Here is a 16296-nt window from a genome sequence, read left to right on the forward strand (position 1 = left end):
AGGGCAGGAGAGCCCTGCCTGATCGGGATTGTAAAGGAAGTTTGCGCTGTGTGTCCACAGATTGCGAAACCAACGCTTAAGCGCCCCAGACAAGGAAAGCGATGTTTTCGAAAGACTTAAGATTCATGAGACTCACCAAGGCGCTTTTGGTTCTGATCCGCTGGATGCAAGCCGGCCACCGCTTGGAGGAAACCGTTCCTCTGACCCAGGCCCGCCACAGGCGACTGGAGCTGGAGGCTCAAGGTGCCACCGTGTATTGGAGTGAACGTCTGGCCCAGGGCCAGTTCTGCTGAGAGGCTGGGGCCAATCAGTACAGGCCCATGCAGCGTTTGATTCCCCTGATTTGTCTTGGGCTGACCTCGGTTGGTCTCACCAGCTGTGGACTGGTGAGCTCAAGCGGCGACCAACCAAACGCAAGCGCTTCGATCAAACAGCTGGAACAACGCATCAACCAGCTGGAGCAGGAGCTGCAACAAATCAAGTCGCCCGGCGGCGATGCCGACAGCAAAACCCCGGCCGGTCCGCTGCGATCCCTCACCCTGCGGATCGGCACCGAGGACGACCGATTGCGGATGTACTGGGCCGATGGTCAGACGAGCAATCTGATCTGCTCGCAAGAAGGGAAAGGTGTTTGGGCCTGCGGTTAGGCCGCAGAGAGCAGCTGCTGCAAGGCCGGCAGCCAGGTGGGCTGCACGGGCCACACCTCCCGGCGCGTGAGGGAGAAAGCAATGCTTTTCTCCGCGTAGGCCGCTTCATTCACAAACACCGGAATCTCCCCCTCAACCCACGCTTCACCACGATCGGTGCCATCCGCAGCACGGAACATCGCCTGGGTTGAGCTGATGTCCTGCCAATCGCGGCCTTGCAGTTCGGGATGCACAAGGGCCTGAGGCTCTCCGTTCTCCGCCTTCGGAAGATCCAAACTCCCCAGGTGACGGTGCACCACCAGAGCCTCCGGCAGCCGGGCCAAGCCCTGATGTGCCTGATCCAAGGCCCTCAGGCAGGCTTCCAAGCCAAGACGGGTCTGTTCAACGACCCGGGCATTGAGCAGACCTTGCGGCACAGGGCCCACCTCGATCACCAGGCCGCAGGGCCAGGATTCAACAAGGAAGCCGGTCTGCTGAGCATCGGCTTCGTGCAGATAAATCGGCAGGCCGAGCGCTCCCTGCACCAAAGCCGCGAGGGCGAGATCAGCAGGACGACGGCCGTACACCACCAGGGAATTGCCCATGGCCGCTGTGGTGCTGTGCAAATCGATGGCCACGGCACAAGGCTGCTCGCCGGTCGTGCCGTGCAAGCGCAGGAGTTCCCCAGCACGCTGAAACTCCAAGCCGGGGGCCCCCTGCTCCAACTGTTCCGGGAGGAAGCAGCGGTTGAGGTCACGATCGACGTAGCGGCAGCGACGGCGCAACGCTTCCGGGTTGCCGATCACCTTCTGCACCGCCAAGCCAGCAGCGTTGATCAGATCAGGGTTGGCCTGCCACTGCTGCAGCAACCAAGGGGCATTGACCTCATTGCCGTGGGTGCCGGCCACCACTAGAACGCCACAGCTGCTCATGGACCACAGCGAACCAAGTTCTGACTGAAGCACGAGTCACAGCGAGGATGAAAGCGATCCAAACCGCGCCATGTCGATCCCACCTGTTGTGGTCACGGCCGCCCGTCGCAGTTGGCGATGGCAATGGCAACAGCTCATGGGTGGGCTGGGCCCAGCCGATGCGGCCGGCAATTACACCCGCCCAAGTAGCGATCCGCTCACACCGCCGGCTTTAAACCCCGAAGACCTGCTCCAGCGCAGCGCAGACCAACGGCCAATCCTGGTGATCGGGCGCAGCTGCCCCTGGGCCCACCGCACCTGGCTGGTGCATCAGCTGCGCCATATGCACAACAGCCTCACCCTCGTGATGGCACGGGCGGATCACAACGCTGGACGCTGGGCCCTCGATCCAGCCTGGGAGGGGTGCAAAACGCTGCTGGAGTTGTATCAGCACTGCGGCGCCCCTCCCAGCTACCGGGCCACCGTGCCTGTGCTGGTGGATCCCAAGACGCGCAGCCTGCTGGGCAATGACAGTGCACCACTGGTGGAGCTGTTGAACCGCTGGCCCCATCAAGACGCTGTTGTGGACCTGGCACCGGCGGAAGCCACCGACAGGATCCAGGCCTGGCAGCAGCGGCTGCAACCGGCCATCAACGATGGGGTGTACCGCTGCGGTTTCGCCCGCAACCAAGCGGCCTACGACCGCGCTGAAGCCGATCTCTTCGCTGCCCTTGCTGCGGTGGAGCAGAGCCTCGAAACCAATGGTCCATGGCTGTGCGGCACAACACTGACCCTGGCGGACGTGCGCTTATTCCCCACCTTGATCCGCTGGGAACTGGTCTATGCGCCCCTGTTCGGCTGCACTCGGCAACCGCTCTGGCACTACCCACACCTCTGGGCATGGCGAGAACGCTTTTACGCCTTGCCGGGCGTGGCGGAAACCTGCGACGGCAACGCCTGGCGACACGACTACTTCGGTGCCCTGTTCCCCCTCAATCCCGGCGGCATCGTTCCAGCAGGTCCTGACCTGAGCACACTGGTGAACAGCACGGCGGCGTCGGGATGACCAGCGCAGATCCAACCTTTGAAGGTGTCTACGGCCCTTACTCGATCACCGCTGCCGATCGCCAGGAGGTGCGTTCCTATCGGATCGCCCTGTTGATCACAGGCCTCAGCCTGGCTGCAGGAGTGCTGCAGTGGTGGCAGACCGATAGCCCCTGGGCATGGCTCTGGGTGCTGCCGATGGCCACGGCCCTGGGCCTGGCACTGCGCTGGATTCACATTTATCTCCGTCCCTTGCACCGCGCCCTTCAACTGTTCTGGCTCAGTGGTTGCATCGGTTGGGGGGCCCTGCTGCTGCAGGCCGGCCCCACCGAAGTGCTCTCAACCCTCCAGGATCAGCCGCTGTGGATCCTGGCCACCGGGCCGCTGTTTGCCGCCTTGGCGGGCATCGGCTTCAAAGAGTTTTTCTGCTTCCAACGGCCCGAAGCCATCGGCCTCACCTTGCTGCTGCCGGCAGCGCTGCTGGGGCATCTGGTGGGTCTGATCAATGGCCCCCTCTGCCTGGCTTTACTGGAAAGTGCAGCGTTGCTGCTGGTGTTGCTGGCCCTGCGCAAATTCGGCATGGAGGCAGCAGCGGATGTGGGCGACAAGAGCGTGTTTGCTTATCTGGACGGTCAACTGCCCGCTGGCACGCCGTGAGTCTGATCAGCCTGGTGGGTGCGGCCAAGGATTTCGGCATCCGCACCCTCTTTTCCGATCTCGATCTCCACATCGGTGAAGGGGAGCGGCTGGGACTGATCGGTCCCAATGGCGCCGGCAAATCCACCTTGCTAAAGGTGCTGGCAGGGAAAGAACCGCTCGGGGAAGGGGAACGCCGCTGCTCACCCCGGCTTCGGGTGGAGCTGGTGGGTCAGGAGAGCCGGATCACCCCGGGGCTCACGGTGCTGGAGCAGGTGCTGGAGGGCTGTGGTGCCAAACGGGATCTGCTGGTGCGCTTCAGCGCCCTCAGCGACGCCATCGCGGAAGACCCCAGCAATGAAGCACTGATGGCGGAGCTGGGTCAGCTCAGCCAACGAATGGATGAAGAAGAAGCCTGGAGCCTGGAGCAGCAATGCCGGGAAGTGCTGCAGAAATTGGGCATCAGCGATCTCCAGCGCCCGGTCGACGACCTCTCCGGCGGATACCGCAAACGGGTGGGTCTGGCATCAGCCCTGGTGGCCTGCCCCGATGTGCTGCTGCTGGATGAGCCCACCAACCATCTCGATGCCGCTGCCGTGGAATGGCTACAGAGCTGGCTGGATCGCTATCCCGGCGCTCTGGTGCTGGTCACCCATGACCGCTATGTGCTCGATCGGGTGACGCGGCGGATGGTGGAGGTGGACCGAGGCCAGGCCCGCACCTATCAGGGGAACTACAGCACCTTTCTGCAGCACAAAGCCGAAGAAGAGGCCTCTGAAGCGGCCTCAGCGGCCAAGTTCAAAAGCGTGCTTCGCCGCGAGTTGGCCTGGCTACGCCAGGGCCCCAAGGCCCGCAGCACCAAACAAAAGGCGCGACTGCAACGCATAGAAGCGATGCGCGAGCAGAAACCCAATCAAGGCAAAGCAAAGCTGGAGATGACCGGCATCAGCCGGCGCATCGGCAAACAAGTGATCGAAGCGGAAGCCGTTGGGGTCACAGCCGATGGCAGCGGGGGCGGTCGCCCACTCCTAGATGGCTTCAGCTACAGCTTCAGTCCTGAAGACCGAATCGGCATCATCGGCCCCAACGGCAGCGGCAAATCGACCCTGCTTGATCTCATCGCCGGACGGCGCGAGCCAACCCAGGGCAGCCTGCTGCTTGGGGAGACCGTGCACATCGGCTACCTGGACCAGCACACCGAAGACTTCAACAAAGGCAAAGGGCTCGATCGCAAAGTGATCGAGTTCGTGGAAGAAGCCGCCAGCCGGATCGATCTGGGGGGTGAGCAAGTCACCGCATCCCAGCTTCTGGAACGCTTTTTGTTTCCACCGGCCCAGCAGCACAGCCCCTTGGCCAAGCTCTCGGGAGGCGAGCGCCGCCGCCTCACCCTCTGCCGGATGCTGATCCAGGCGCCCAACGTGTTGCTGTTGGACGAACCCACCAACGATCTGGATGTTCAGACCCTCAGCGTCCTGGAGGATTTTCTTGAGGACTTCCGAGGTTGCGTGATCGTTGTTTCCCACGACCGTTATTTCCTCGATCGCACCGTTGATCGCCTGTTCTGCTTCGACCAAGGACGGCTTAATCGCTTTGAAGGGAACTACAGCGCGTTTCTGGAGCAGCAGCGCCAGGAGGAACGCAGCCAAAGCCAAGCGAGCAAACCCTCCACACCCAAACCAGAGAGCAGCCGCAAGACCAAGCGCGACGGCCCGCGGCGGCGAAACTTCAAGGAAAACAAGGAGCTTGCGGCGCTTGATCAACAGCTCCCTGAACTGGAGCTGAAGAAAGAGGAGCTGGAACAGCAGATGAACCAGGAAGGCGCTGACATGGCCAAGCTGAGTCTCGATCTGGCTGAGATCATCACCCGCATTGAAAAAGCGGAAGAACGCTGGCTGGAACTCAGCGAATTGGCGCCCTGATCAACGATCTGGAGCTGTGCTTGTAGCCACGGCTACCGCCACTTCAAATCAGCGTTGTCGGATCGTCATGGGGTGGGATTCCACCACTCCAAAACCGATGAATCGCCGTAAGGTGCTGCCAGGCCACGGTCTGAATTCATGAAGTCCATCGACGAACACATCCAGAAGGATCAATCCGACATCGAAGCTGCCAAAGCAGCTGGAGACGAGGCCAAGGTTCGTCACCTCACCGATGAGCTGAAGTCGCTGGAGGAATACAAGGAACACCACCCCGGCGACAGCCACGACCCCACTTCGCTCGAGCTGCATTGCGAGGCCAATCCCGATGCCGAGGAGTGCCGCGTCTACGACGATTGAGTCAACCTGAGACCTAAATCAACGAGAGGGCTCAGTAGTCCTCGTTGTAGTCGGAGGGGCTGCCGGTCAGGCTGCAGACGACAGCCTCCTCTTTACGCATCGCCTTCACTTCAGCGATCGGGCGTCCCATGCGTTGAAGCACAGCAACATCTTCTTTCGTTTGGCAGCGGGCGATCACGTCGCCCTTGTTGTCCAGACAGGTGTAAAAGGTCATGTCATGGGAGAGACATCCCCGTTATGGCTCCCCCGCGATCAGGCCACAAGCATCGGTGTGGCTGATCACATGAAGATTGTCTGGAGCACCAGCTCACACTCCGAGCTCGGCCCAGGTTTCTGCCAGCAACTGATCGAGGTTGGTTCCCATGGCGGCTGAAATGCACAGCACGGGACGACCACTCGCCGCTTCAAGGTCTTGCCGCAACCTGGGGAGATCCTCTTCTGTCACCAACTCCTGTTTGTTGATCACCAACAGACGTGGCCGATCAACCAGACCATGGCCATAGGCCTCCAGCTCCTGCTGGACGACGTTCAGGTCAGCCACGGGATCCTCGGATCCTGCGTCCACAAGGTGGATCAGCAGACGTGTGCGTTCGATATGACGCAGAAAGTCATGGCCAAGACCAGCGCCCTGGGCGGCCCCCTCAATCAAGCCTGGAATATCCGCGAACACGGTTCCATCTCCACTGGGACGGCGCACCACACCAAGGTTGGGGACCAAGGTGGTGAAAGGGTAATCGGCAATCTTGGGTCGCGCTGCCGACAGCACGGCGATCAAGGTGCTCTTGCCGGCATTGGGAAGACCAATGATGCCCACCTCAGCCAGCAACTTGAGTTCCAGCTGCAGGGGCCATTCCTCACCCTCACGGCCCTCGGTGAATTTCTCCGGAGCGCGGTTGCGATTGCTCAGGTAATGGGCGTTGCCCAAACCACCTCGCCCACCGAAGGCAACGGTGAGACGCTCACCCGGGGTGGTGAGGTCTCCCAGAAGGATGCCGGTGCGCAGATGGCGTACCTCCGTGCCGCAAGGCACCTTGATCACCAGGTCTTTCCCTGATGCACCGGTGCATTTGTTCGGACCACCGCGTCGCCCATCGTCAGCAGCGAACAGGCGTTTGTATTTGAAATCGAGCAGGGTTTGCAGGTTGCTGTCGGCCTCGAGAACCACGGGAGCCCCACACCCGCCGTCACCTCCGGAGGGGCCTCCAGCGGGCACATACTTTTCACGGCGAAATGCAGCGATGCCATCGCCGCCGCGCCCGCCTCGGACCATGATCCGTGCCTGATCGATGAACTGCACGGTGCTGCCGGCTCAATCCAATCCATAACCCTAAGATTCAGCCGCTGCAGCTCTGTCGTTGGCCGGCGTCCGTTTCGAAGACCTCAGCAAGACCTTCCCAGGACGCGGCGGCGTTGATCCCGTTGAAGTGATTTGTCAGTTGAATCTGACAATCAACGATGGCGAGTTTTTGGTGCTGGTCGGTCCCTCGGGGTGCGGCAAAAGCACCTTGCTGCGACTGCTCGCTGGTCTCGACAGCCCCACCAGCGGCGAAATCAGAATCGGGTCCCGGCCCATCAGCGATGTGCCGCCAGCGCGCCGCAACGTCGCCATGGTGTTCCAGAGCTATGCGCTTTACCCGCATCTCAGCGTGCGGGACAACCTCAGCTTCGGACTGCGCAGAAGCCAGGCGAGATCAACCGTCCAGCGCATCCAAGATCAAGCATTTCGAGCCACGCGCGCCTTACCCAAACCACTGAGGGTGCGGTCGGTCAGAGAAGAACGAATCGAAGCCCGGGTGAACACCGTTGCCAGATCTCTGGAACTCACGGAATTGCTCGATCGAAGGCCAAAGGAACTGTCCGGCGGACAGAAACAACGGGTCGCCCTCGGACGCGCCATGGCGCGCAATCCCGAGGTGTTTTTGATGGATGAACCGCTGAGCAATCTCGACGCCAAACTCAGAACGAGCACGCGCCAAAGAATCGTCGAGCTGCAGCGAGAACTGGGAACAACGACGGTTTATGTGACCCACGACCAGGTGGAAGCGATGACCATGGGGGACCGCATCGCTGTGTTGAACCAGGGGCGCCTGCAGCAACTCGGGACCCCCATGGAGTTGTACAGATGGCCCTCCAACATCTTCGTGGCCCAGTTCATTGGCAGCCCAGCGATGAGCCTTTTGCCCGTCACGGTGGGACCCAATGCAACTCTGATTCTGGGGAACAAGCGCATTCAGGTTGAAGGCGCAATGGTCGAGCCTTTACTTCAACGAGAAGGCCAACACCTCACCGCAGGATTGAGGCCTGAACACTGGCATCTAGCACCGGCAACGAACCGGAATCTCCACGCCGAGGTAAGCCATTGCGAGCGTCTGGGCAATGAGCAGATCCTCACCTGCCGGCTCCTGGATGGTGATCAACTCATCCAGGTCAGAGCTTCAACGGAGATCAACATCACTGCCGGCGATGCCATCCACCTCGACCCTGACCCCACAGGCTGGCGGTTGTTTGATGCGGATGGTGAAGCGATCCGTTAGCCACTGAAGCGCCTGAAACAGCTCAGCGCACCCAGACAACGCTGCAGCCCGGTCCGCCGTCCCCCTGCTCGGCATCGGTCACCCGTTCCACATAGGCCACCGTGTCCAGCCAGGCTCGCAGGCCGCGCTTGAGCTTGCCCGTGCCGATGCCGTGGATCACCCAAACCGGCCCATTTGCACTGCGCAAGCATTCCTCAACCGCCGCTTCGGCCTCATGCACCCGCATGCCACGCACATCAAGGGTGTTGCGACTGGTGCGCACCTGTGCACCGCCGCCTCCGACGGAACGGGCTTGCACCTTCACCACCGGCTTTGGAGGCGGCTCCGGCTTACGCCCATCCAGGCTTTCCACCGCCGCCAGATCCACCGTGGTGCGCATCACCCCACAACGAACCGTCAGCTGAAGGCCGTCATCGGTGATGGCCAACACATCTGCAGCCTTGCCGAGGGCGAGCAAGCGCACGCGATCCCCCACAGACGGACGCCAACCCGGCTTGGGTGCACGCCGTTCAGGGGTTGGGCGGTGATGGTCTTCCAAGCTGCGTAATCGTTGCCCAGCCTTTCGCGCGGTTTCCCCATCCGCGCGCTCATCCCGCAGACGGCGAATCAGCGTGCGAACTTCTTTCTGGCCCTGACGGATCGACTGCTCCAAGCGTTGACGGCCCTGCTCCTGGCGTTGCGCGGTCTGCTGCTTTTGCTTCTGCCAGCGCTGCAGCAACTCCTCGTGCAGCAGCTCCGTGCGTGCCAGGAGTGCTGCAGCGTCTTCTGCCGCGGCCTGCTGGCGCTGCCGTTGCTCCTCCAAGCCACGGATCACACTGTTCACCTCACCATCACCCCCTGGGGCCAACAGCTGCTGGGCCTGGTGAAGCACATCCGAATCGAGCCCAAGGCGCGTCGCGATTGCCAGTGCATTGCTGCGTCCTGGAATTCCCCACAGCAATTCATAGGTGGGGGACAAGGTCTCAGGATTGAAAGCAACAGAGGCATTCTCAAAACGAGCGTCGTCGTATTTCAGGGCCTTGAGTTCACCGAAGTGGGTGGTGGCAATTGTGAGCCGAGCCCGATCCGCAAGAGCCTTGAGCAGAGCCGTGGCCAGGGCCGTTCCCTCGCTGGGATCCGTTCCAGCACCCACCTCATCCAGCAACACCAAGGCCGGAGAACCACCGCGCTGCAGCGCCTCAAGAATGCGCCCGATGCGCTTCACATGACTACTGAAGGTGGACAAGCTCTGCTGGAGGGATTGCTCATCTCCGATGTCCGCCAGCACCTGGGCACACCAGGGCAGGGAGGGTTGCCCCGAACAGGGCAAAAGCATGCCGGCGCGTGCCATCAATGCAGCGAGGCCAATGCTTTTCAGGGTGACCGTTTTGCCACCGGTGTTCGGCCCGGTGATCGCCACCACCCGCAGGTCCGGCGACACCTCCACCGAGATGGGAACCACGGGCGGCCCCTCCGCCCGTTTGTGCTGCCACACCAAGAGTGGGTGTCGCAGACCTGAAAAGCGAAACGGAGCCTCCGCTGCCGCCTCAAGCTGAGGCTCAACGCCACCAAGCCAGCGGCCGTAACGCCCACGGGCCAGCGCAAGATCAAGTGCGCGCAGCACGGCCACCACCTTGTTGAGGGCGGACGCCTCTTCAGCCACCAGAGCACTCAGCTCCGCCAACACCTTGCGTTCCTCATCCCGGATGCGGGACTCCAGCTCCGCCAGCTTGTTGCCCATGGTGAGCACCGAGCGGGGTTCAACAAAGAGGGTGCTGCCTGAGGCCGAACTGTCGTGCACCTGACCCGGCACCTGGTTCACCGCACCGGCCTTCACCGCCAGAACCGGACGGCCATGACGCTCGGCGATCACACTGTCCTGCAGGGATGGGGCCAGGCGCCGCAGCAGCTCCTGAAGTTTGTCGCGACGTTCCTGGCGCAGACCGTTCCATTGATGCCGAAGCGCCGACAACGCCGAGCTGGCGCGATCAGCGACGCGGCCGCCCTCTTCGAGCGCAAATTTGAGCCGCTGCTCCAACTCCGGCAGCGTCACCATCGTTTCAATCAACGCGGTGCACACTGGGCGCAGCTCGGGATCGTCGATCTGACGGCGCAGCCGACGGGCCGCTGCCAACGTTTCCGCCACGGCCAGCAGCTCTTCTCCGGAGGCCACGCCTCCCTTGCTGCAGCGCAGCACAACGGGCTCGAGATTCTGCACACCGCGGAAGCTGAGCCCCCCCTCAGTGAGGTCATCGAGCACCGCCATTTCAACCGTCTCGGCCAGGCGCTGTTTCGACTCCTCCAGGCTGGCGGGCAGCGGTTGAACCCGGGCCGCATCACGGCCCATGCCGGTGCTGGCAAAGCCGCTGAGATGGTCACAGACCCGATGCCACTCCAGCAGTTCAAGGGTTTCCTGCTGAGCCCGGTCCGCCCCTTGACTCAAGTCAGCTGCAGTTGGAGGGGATGCCACCAGGGGGTTCATAAAGCATTTCGAGCCAGTTGCCTTCCGGGTCTTTCAAATAAAAAGACGCCGTGCCGTCGCGGTGGTCATGGACGGCACCAACGTGCACACCCTGCGCCTTGAGACGGTCGTGAATCACATCCACCTCCGCACGATCGCGGAAATGGAAGGCGAAATGTGGGCCAGCGGCTTTGTAATCCGGGCCTAACAAGGCGAGTCCATCGCGCCCTTCCCCGGCTTCCAGATAGCACCAGTCGTTGGCACGCCAGACCAGACGCATGCCCAGATCGGTGTAGAAGGCAACAGCCCGATCGACGTTCTCAACACGGATCGCAACGTGACCGAGACGATCCACACCTTTGGGTTGATCGGCTGTTGCCATCGGATCAAGCCTCCTTCAACCAAGCCGCTGCATCGCAGGCGTGGTACGTGAGGATCAGATCAGCACCGGCGCGCTTGAAGCTCAGCAACGTCTCCAGCACAACGGCTTTTTCATCGATCCAGCCCCGCTCCGCCGCGGCCTTCACCATCGAATACTCACCACTCACGTTGTAGGCAGCAATGGGGAGTTCCGACTCTTCGCGCAGTCGGTGGATGATGTCGAGATAGGCCAAACCAGGCTTCACCATCATGATGTCGGCGCCCTCCTGCTCATCGAGCTGGGCTTCGGTGATGGCTTCCCGAGCATTGGCGGGATCCATCTGATAAGTGTCTTTGTTTTTGGGGATCGGCTTGCTGCCGGCGGCACGGGGAGCGGAATCAAGGGCCTCACGGAAGGGGCCGTAGTACGCGGAGGAGTACTTCGCCGTGTAGCTGATGATGCCCACATGTTCGAAGCCTTCGTCGTCGAGAGCTTCACGGATGGCACCGACCCGGCCGTCCATCATGTCGCTGGGACCGATCAGATCAGCGCCCGCTTCAGCCTGCACAACGGCCTGCTTGCAGAGCAGTTCAATCGTCTCGTCGTTGAGGACCACGCCGTCCTCGCTGACGATCCCGTCATGACCATCGCAGGAATAGGGATCCAGGGCGACGTCGGTCATGATCGCCATCTCGGGGATGGCTTCCTTGATCTGGCGGATCGCCCGTGGAATCAGGCCATTGGCGTTGAAGCACTCAGCCCCGTCTTCGGTCTTTAGTCCCTCAGACACCTTGGGGAAGAGAACGATGCAACGCACCCCAAGGTCGTAGGCACGATGCACTTCGCCGGTGAGGGCCGCAAGGCTCCAACGGCTGGCACCAGGCATGGCAGCGATTGGCTCCACCTCAGTGCCTTCATGCACAAAGAGGGGATAGATGAAGTCTGCAGCCGAGAGGCTGTGCTCACGCACCATGGCGCGTAGGGCGGGCGTACGCCGAAGACGACGGGGGCGGTAAGTGAGCTCCATCAGACCCAAACACAAGGTGTGATCGTAAGGGTCACCCGATCAGAGGGCCGCCGAACGAAGCCACTCTTGACGTGGATGGGCCGTGCGATTGGCACGCAGTTGCTCCAACAACCGACGCTCCTCCTCACTCCACGAGGCAGGCATGGCCAGCGTCAGCGTGAGCAGGAGATCACCGCGACCGGTCTTCGACGGCCAGCCCTTGCCCTTCAGCCTCAGACTGCGGCCCGGGGCGGTGCCGGCCGGAATGCTCACCTGGGCCTCACCATCGGGCGTCATCACCGAGACCATGCCTCCAAGGGCCAGTTCATCGAGGCTGACGGGGAGATCGGCCCGCAGCTGATCCGACTCCAGGTGCCAGATCGGGTGGTCCTGAATCTTGAGGTTGAGATAGAGATCGCCCCGACGTCCGGTGCCCGGTTGCAGGTTGCCCTTGCCCTTCAACCGCAGCCGTGAGCCGTTCTTCACTCCAGCAGGAATGCGCACCTGAACGCGCTCGTTGTTCACCGAGAGGCTGCGTTCACCACCGCGAAAGGCCTCTGAAAAGGTCACATTCACCGATGCTTCGGCATCGAGATTCACCGGAGGGCGTGAAGCCTGGCCACCACGCGGGAAACCGCCCCCTGCGAATCCCCCGCCGGGAAATCCGCCCCCTGGGAAACCACCCCCTTGGAAGCCACCGCCGCCTGGACCACCGAAACGGCCCAACAGGTCGTTGATGAAATCGTCGAAATTGCCGTAGCGACCGAAGTCGACGTCCATGCCGGGTGCGGCTCCCCCGCCCATGCCTCCGGCCTGGTTCCAGTACTGGCCGAATTGCTCATAACGACGCCGTTTCTCGGGGTCGGAGAGCACTTCGTAGGCCTCACTGATCTCCTTGAACCGCGCTTCAGCCTGGGCATCACCAGGGTTGACGTCAGGGTGGTATTGGCGCGCCAGGCTGCGAAAGGCTTTCTTGATGGCATTGGCATCAGCGCTGCGATCAACACCGAGCACCTGGAAATAGTCCTTGTATCCGCTGCCTGCCATACCAATCCAGTGGTAATCCCAGTCTCACCGCAACAGGGCTTGCGTTGTTGCTTCCGCATGGAGGGAAGCCCGAACGCCTGATTGCGACCTAGCTTCAGGCCAACCACTGCATCAGCATGAGGAGCATGGCTTCATCCCTGCTGGCATCCGTGCTGGTCGCAGCTGGCGGAGCTGTTGGTGGCCCGCCTGGTTCGGCCGCTCCCTGGGCCAGCACGATCGGAGAGCCCCTGCACGATTCAAGCCACCAGGCCCTCGAACTGACGCAGCATCTGAAGGCGATGGGGGCCAAGTTTCACGGCGCCTGGACCTGCCCGGCCTGTTTCAAGCAGATGAACCTGTTCGGCAAACAGGCCGGAGCGGACGCGACCTACGTGGAATGCCGTAAGCCGAAGCAGCTGCCGGAGCAAGCCGAAGCCTGCAACGCCGCAAAGATCCGGGCTTATCCCACCTGGGTTCTCCCCGATGGGCGCCGAAAAGTGGGAGTTCAGTCCCTAGAAGCCCTGAGCCGCTGGAGTGGTCTGAACTGAGATGGCACTGATTCACGGCCTGCATCAACGCAACATCCGAGGCGACCTTCTCGGAGGATTGACGGCCGCCGTGGTCGCGCTGCCCCTTGCCCTGGCCTTCGGCAATGCCGCCCTGGGGCCAGGCGGCGCCATCTACGGCCTGTATGGCGCCATCGTGACCGGATTCCTGGCGGCCTTGCTCGGGGGAACTCCCGCACAGGTGAGCGGACCCACCGGACCGATGAGCGTCACCGTGGCAGGGATCGTCTCCAGCCTGGCCACCATCGGCGTCGGTCGTGATCTCAATGCCGGCGAGATGCTGTCGTTGGTGATGGCCGCTGTGGTGATCGGTGGTGTGTTCGAAACCCTGCTCGGGGTGCTGCGGCTGGGGCGCTTCATCACCCTGGTGCCCTACTCGGTGGTCTCCGGCTTCATGTCGGGGATCGGTTTCATCATCCTTGTGCTGCAACTTGGACCCTTCATCGGGGTGAGCACCGGGGGCGGCGTGGTTGCGTCCCTGAGTTCGCTGATCGAGGCCCCCAGCTGGAATCCAGCTGCGCTCGCCGTTGGATTAATGACACTCGCTGTGGTGTTTCTGACCCCCCTGCGGATCCGCCAATGGGTGCCAACGCCTCTGCTGGCGCTGTTGATTGTGACGCCGTTGTCGCTGCTGCTGTTCAACGACAACCGACTGCTGGAGCTGGGCCTAGAACCCATCGCCCGGATCGGAGCCATTCCGGAGGGGGGCTTGCAACTGGTGGTTCCCGATTTCAGTCAGCACCTGCCGGAGCTGGTGAAAGCCGGCATGGTTCTCGCCCTGCTCGGGGCGATCGACTCGTTGCTCACCTCCCTGGTGGCCGACAACATCACCCAGACCAACCACGACTCCAACCGTGAGCTGATCGGCCAGGGCATCGCCAACACCGCGGCCGGGTTTCTCTCCGGCCTTCCCGGTGCCGGAGCCACCATGCGAACGGTGATCAACATCAAATCCGGTGGTCAGACGCCCTGGTCGGGCATGACCCATTCCATGGTGCTGCTGCTTGTGCTGCTGGGGGCAGGCCCCCTTGCGGCACAGATCCCCACGGCACTGCTGGCGGGAATCCTGATCAAAGTCGGCCTCGACATCATCGACTGGGGCTTTCTGCTTCGCGCCCATCGCCTATCGGCGAAAACAGCCGCACTGATGTACGCCGTGCTGTTGATGACGGTGTTCTGGGATCTGATCTGGGGCGTTTTGGTCGGGATGTTCGTGGCCAACCTGTTGACCGTTGATGCGATCACGCGGTCCCAACTGGAAGGGATGGAAGAGGACAACCCCGCCGATGCCACGGATGCACTGCACGCCAATCTTTCCCCGGAGGAGGAAGCACTGATCCTGCGCTGCGGCAAGGCCTTGATGCTGTTTCGTCTGCGCGGCCCTCTGAGTTTTGGTGCCGCCAAAGGCATCAGTGCCCGAATGGGATTGATCCAGAGCTACAGGGTTCTGATCCTTGACCTCACCGATGTGTCCCGCATCGGTGTCACCGCAACCCTCGCAATCGAACGCATGGTGGAGGAAGCACGATCAGCGGGCCGCACCCTGTTCATCGCCGGAGCCAACCACAGCCTCGAACAACGGCTGCGCCAATTTGGCGTGGAGGGGGTGCTTCGGCCATCCAGGCTGGAGGCCTTGCAGGAGGCGGATCAGCTGATCTGACGGATGATCTGTGGGGCATCCACACCACAGGAATGCATCCGCACGTCTTCAGGGCGTTCTAACTCCCCTTCCAGCGCCTTCACTTCGGCCAGGGCCAGCACTTCGAGGCGCTCAACGATCATCTCCCGCGGATAGCGCTGCTCACACAACACCCAGTACAGGCCGAAGTGGCGGGCTTCACTCGCCAACAGATCGCTGTAGAGCTCCCGCAACTGAGGATCCGGGCTGTGCTCCGCCAGCAGTGCCATGCGCTCATGGCTGCGGGCTTCGATCAGACCCGCCACCAGGAAGGAGTCGAGCATTCTCTGCGGCTCACCTTTACGAATCTGCAGGGCCAGATCAGCGCCATAGCCCGGGGAAGGCAGCGGTTCCAGGTAGCGCCCCCGGGCCTTGATCAACGCCAGCACCCGCTCAAAGTGCTCCAGCTCTTCCCGCGCCAGAGGGCTGAGGGCTTCACCCAGACCCGGTTCGCAGAGGTAGCGGAACATCATCTGCACCGCAGCCCCGGCAGCCTTGCGTTCGCAGTGGGCGTGATCGATCAGCACCTCCATCGGCCTGGCGTTGGCCTGCTCCACCCAGCTCCAGCTGGTGGGCGCAGCCAACCAGCGGATCGACGCAACTGTCTTTGACGGAACTGTCTTATTGGGAGCTGTCTTGGAGGAAACAGTTTGTGCTGGAGCAGTGCTGGTCATGCGTTCCGGCGCAGATGGCTGAGCAATCCGCTCAAGGCAAGGCTGTAGCTAGCGGGTCCGAAGCCGCAGATCACACCCACAGCGCGCTCAGCCAGAAACGAGTGATGGCGGAACTTTTCCCGGGCATGGGTGTTGCTGAGGTGCAGTTCCACATAGGGAATCGCGACACCAGCCAGGGCATCACGGATGGCGATGGACGTGTGGGTGTAGGCACCGGCGTTGATCAAGATTCCATCGCAGCGGCCCATGGCCTGGTGAATCCGGTCCACCAGGGCACCTTCGAAATTGCTTTGAAAGCAGTCCAGCTGCACTGATTCCTGCTTCGCCTCCCTGGTCAGCACCGCTTCGATGTCCGCCAGGGAGGAATGGCCATAGATCCCAGGCTCACGCTGGCCCAACAGGTTCAGATTCGGACCGTTCAGCAGCAGAACGTGCATGGCTGGAGATCGGTACAGCTCGGCAGATCGTATCGAGATCGTGGGGAAGGACACACCGACTGGTAAGTTCTTTCGGTGTGG

18 protein-coding genes are annotated in these 16296 nt (G+C 62.0%); 9 read left to right on the forward strand and 9 right to left on the reverse strand.

The features are described from left to right. Nucleotides 1-125: 125 nt before the first annotated feature. The gene (locus tag DXY02_RS12555; protein WP_156915471.1) at nt 126-293 is read left to right on the forward strand and encodes a hypothetical protein; all 168 of its coding nucleotides are present in this window, start codon (nt 126-128) and stop codon (nt 291-293) included. A 27-nt stretch (nt 294-320) separates the two neighbouring features. Further along, a complete protein-coding gene (locus DXY02_RS08415; protein ID WP_114988931.1) occupies nt 321-647 on the forward strand; it encodes a hypothetical protein in 327 nt (108 codons plus the stop codon). Here DXY02_RS08415 and DXY02_RS08420 read toward each other — a convergent pair. Further along, the gene (locus DXY02_RS08420) at nt 644-1558 is read right to left on the reverse strand and encodes an aspartoacylase (protein WP_114988932.1); all 915 of its coding nucleotides are present in this window, start codon (nt 1556-1558) and stop codon (nt 644-646) included. The two genes, DXY02_RS08415 and DXY02_RS08420, sit on opposite strands and share 4 nt — an antisense overlap. A gap of 70 nt (nt 1559-1628) precedes the next feature. Here DXY02_RS08420 and DXY02_RS08425 point away from each other — a divergent pair, with 70 nt between their 5' ends. From DXY02_RS08425 to DXY02_RS08440, 4 genes are all read left to right on the forward strand, one after another. After that, nucleotides 1629-2603 carry a glutathione S-transferase C-terminal domain-containing protein gene (locus DXY02_RS08425; RefSeq protein ID WP_114988933.1) on the forward strand — a complete coding sequence of 325 codons (975 nt, stop codon included), beginning with the start codon at nt 1629-1631 and terminating at the stop codon, nt 2601-2603. Then, nucleotides 2600-3238, forward strand: a complete 639-nt coding sequence (locus DXY02_RS08430; RefSeq protein WP_114988934.1) for a DUF2301 domain-containing membrane protein — start codon at nt 2600-2602, stop codon at nt 3236-3238. Before DXY02_RS08425 ends, DXY02_RS08430 begins: the two co-directional genes overlap by 4 nt. Next, on the forward strand, nt 3235-5136 hold the full coding sequence (locus DXY02_RS08435) for an ABC-F family ATP-binding cassette domain-containing protein (RefSeq protein ID WP_114988935.1): 1902 nt from the start codon (nt 3235-3237) through the stop codon (nt 5134-5136). Before DXY02_RS08430 ends, DXY02_RS08435 begins: the two co-directional genes overlap by 4 nt. Nucleotides 5137-5274: 138 nt before the next feature. Next, the gene (locus DXY02_RS08440) at nt 5275-5493 is read left to right on the forward strand and encodes a CP12 domain-containing protein (protein WP_114988936.1); all 219 of its coding nucleotides are present in this window, start codon (nt 5275-5277) and stop codon (nt 5491-5493) included. Nucleotides 5494-5524: 31 nt separating this feature from the next. Here the strand turns inward: DXY02_RS08440 and DXY02_RS08445 are convergent, their stop codons facing one another. Continuing rightward, nucleotides 5525-5707: a hypothetical protein gene (locus DXY02_RS08445; RefSeq protein WP_114988937.1), complete on the reverse strand. Its 183-nt coding sequence runs from the start codon at nt 5705-5707 to the stop codon at nt 5525-5527. A 93-nt stretch (nt 5708-5800) separates the two neighbouring features. Beyond that, nucleotides 5801-6790, reverse strand: a complete 990-nt coding sequence (gene obgE, locus DXY02_RS08450) for an Obg family GTPase CgtA (RefSeq protein ID WP_114988938.1) — start codon at nt 6788-6790, stop codon at nt 5801-5803. Nucleotides 6791-6848: 58 nt separating this feature from the next. On the opposite strand from obgE, the gene DXY02_RS08455 reads away from it, so the two are divergent. Beyond that, the gene (locus DXY02_RS08455) at nt 6849-8027 is read left to right on the forward strand and encodes an ABC transporter ATP-binding protein (RefSeq protein ID WP_114988939.1); all 1179 of its coding nucleotides are present in this window, start codon (nt 6849-6851) and stop codon (nt 8025-8027) included. Between the two features lie 22 nt (nt 8028-8049). Here DXY02_RS08455 and DXY02_RS08460 read toward each other — a convergent pair whose 3' ends face one another. The 4 genes from DXY02_RS08460 to DXY02_RS08475 are packed head-to-tail and all read right to left on the reverse strand — an operon-like array spanning nt 8050 to nt 12881. After that, nucleotides 8050-10488 (reverse strand): endonuclease MutS2, encoded by a 2439-nt coding sequence (locus DXY02_RS08460; protein ID WP_244276224.1) that lies wholly within the window; start codon nt 10486-10488, stop codon nt 8050-8052. Beyond that, nucleotides 10451-10849, reverse strand: a complete 399-nt coding sequence (locus DXY02_RS08465; protein ID WP_114988940.1) for a VOC family protein — start codon at nt 10847-10849, stop codon at nt 10451-10453. Before DXY02_RS08465 ends, DXY02_RS08460 begins: the two co-directional genes overlap by 38 nt. 4 nt (nt 10850-10853) lie before the next feature. Continuing rightward, nucleotides 10854-11855 (reverse strand): porphobilinogen synthase, encoded by a 1002-nt coding sequence (gene hemB, locus DXY02_RS08470; RefSeq protein ID WP_114988957.1) that lies wholly within the window; start codon nt 11853-11855, stop codon nt 10854-10856. A 39-nt stretch (nt 11856-11894) separates the two neighbouring features. Further along, nucleotides 11895-12881 carry a DnaJ C-terminal domain-containing protein gene (locus DXY02_RS08475; protein ID WP_114988941.1) on the reverse strand — a complete coding sequence of 329 codons (987 nt, stop codon included), beginning with the start codon at nt 12879-12881 and terminating at the stop codon, nt 11895-11897. A gap of 125 nt (nt 12882-13006) precedes the next feature. Here DXY02_RS08475 and DXY02_RS08480 point away from each other — a divergent pair, with 125 nt between their 5' ends. After that, nucleotides 13007-13408, forward strand: a complete 402-nt coding sequence (locus DXY02_RS08480; protein WP_114988942.1) for a vitamin K epoxide reductase — start codon at nt 13007-13009, stop codon at nt 13406-13408. 1 nt (nt 13409) lies between these two features. After that, nucleotides 13410-15086 (forward strand): SulP family inorganic anion transporter, encoded by a 1677-nt coding sequence (locus DXY02_RS08485; protein WP_114988943.1) that lies wholly within the window; start codon nt 13410-13412, stop codon nt 15084-15086. On the opposite strand, the gene DXY02_RS08490 is transcribed toward DXY02_RS08485, so the two are convergent. Then, nucleotides 15074-15778: a tRNA-(ms[2]io[6]A)-hydroxylase gene (locus DXY02_RS08490; protein ID WP_114988944.1), complete on the reverse strand. Its 705-nt coding sequence runs from the start codon at nt 15776-15778 to the stop codon at nt 15074-15076. The genes DXY02_RS08485 and DXY02_RS08490 overlap by 13 nt on opposite strands. Further along, a complete protein-coding gene (gene aroQ, locus DXY02_RS08495; protein WP_114988945.1) occupies nt 15775-16215 on the reverse strand; it encodes a type II 3-dehydroquinate dehydratase in 441 nt (146 codons plus the stop codon). Before aroQ ends, DXY02_RS08490 begins: the two co-directional genes overlap by 4 nt. Nucleotides 16216-16296: the final 81 nt, after the last annotated feature.

Origin of the sequence: Synechococcus sp. N19, assembly GCF_900474045.1 — a bacterium.
GTDB lineage: Bacteria > Cyanobacteriota > Cyanobacteriia > PCC-6307 > Cyanobiaceae > Parasynechococcus.

Excerpts from the sequence above, each read along its gene's own strand:
- aroQ (WP_114988945.1), bottom strand. The coding sequence starts at position 16,215 with ATGCACGTTCTGCTGCTGAACGGTCCGAATCTGAACCTGTTGGGCCAG.
- DXY02_RS08430 (WP_114988934.1), top strand. The coding sequence starts at position 2,600 with ATGACCAGCGCAGATCCAACCTTTGAAGGTGTCTACGGCCCTTACTCG.
- DXY02_RS12555 (WP_156915471.1), top strand. The coding sequence starts at position 126 with ATGAGACTCACCAAGGCGCTTTTGGTTCTGATCCGCTGGATGCAAGCC.
- DXY02_RS08420 (WP_114988932.1), bottom strand. The coding sequence starts at position 1,558 with ATGAGCAGCTGTGGCGTTCTAGTGGTGGCCGGCACCCACGGCAATGAG.
- DXY02_RS08440 (WP_114988936.1), top strand. The coding sequence starts at position 5,275 with ATGAAGTCCATCGACGAACACATCCAGAAGGATCAATCCGACATCGAA.
- DXY02_RS08465 (WP_114988940.1), bottom strand. The coding sequence starts at position 10,849 with ATGGCAACAGCCGATCAACCCAAAGGTGTGGATCGTCTCGGTCACGTT.
- DXY02_RS08490 (WP_114988944.1), bottom strand. The coding sequence starts at position 15,778 with ATGACCAGCACTGCTCCAGCACAAACTGTTTCCTCCAAGACAGCTCCC.
- hemB (WP_114988957.1), bottom strand. The coding sequence starts at position 11,855 with ATGGAGCTCACTTACCGCCCCCGTCGTCTTCGGCGTACGCCCGCCCTA.
- DXY02_RS08415 (WP_114988931.1), top strand. The coding sequence starts at position 321 with ATGCAGCGTTTGATTCCCCTGATTTGTCTTGGGCTGACCTCGGTTGGT.
- DXY02_RS08445 (WP_114988937.1), bottom strand. The coding sequence starts at position 5,707 with ATGACCTTTTACACCTGTCTGGACAACAAGGGCGACGTGATCGCCCGC.
- DXY02_RS08480 (WP_114988942.1), top strand. The coding sequence starts at position 13,007 with ATGGCTTCATCCCTGCTGGCATCCGTGCTGGTCGCAGCTGGCGGAGCT.
- DXY02_RS08485 (WP_114988943.1), top strand. The coding sequence starts at position 13,410 with ATGGCACTGATTCACGGCCTGCATCAACGCAACATCCGAGGCGACCTT.
- DXY02_RS08425 (WP_114988933.1), top strand. The coding sequence starts at position 1,629 with ATGTCGATCCCACCTGTTGTGGTCACGGCCGCCCGTCGCAGTTGGCGA.
- DXY02_RS08475 (WP_114988941.1), bottom strand. The coding sequence starts at position 12,881 with ATGGCAGGCAGCGGATACAAGGACTATTTCCAGGTGCTCGGTGTTGAT.
- DXY02_RS08460 (WP_244276224.1), bottom strand. The coding sequence starts at position 10,488 with ATGAACCCCCTGGTGGCATCCCCTCCAACTGCAGCTGACTTGAGTCAA.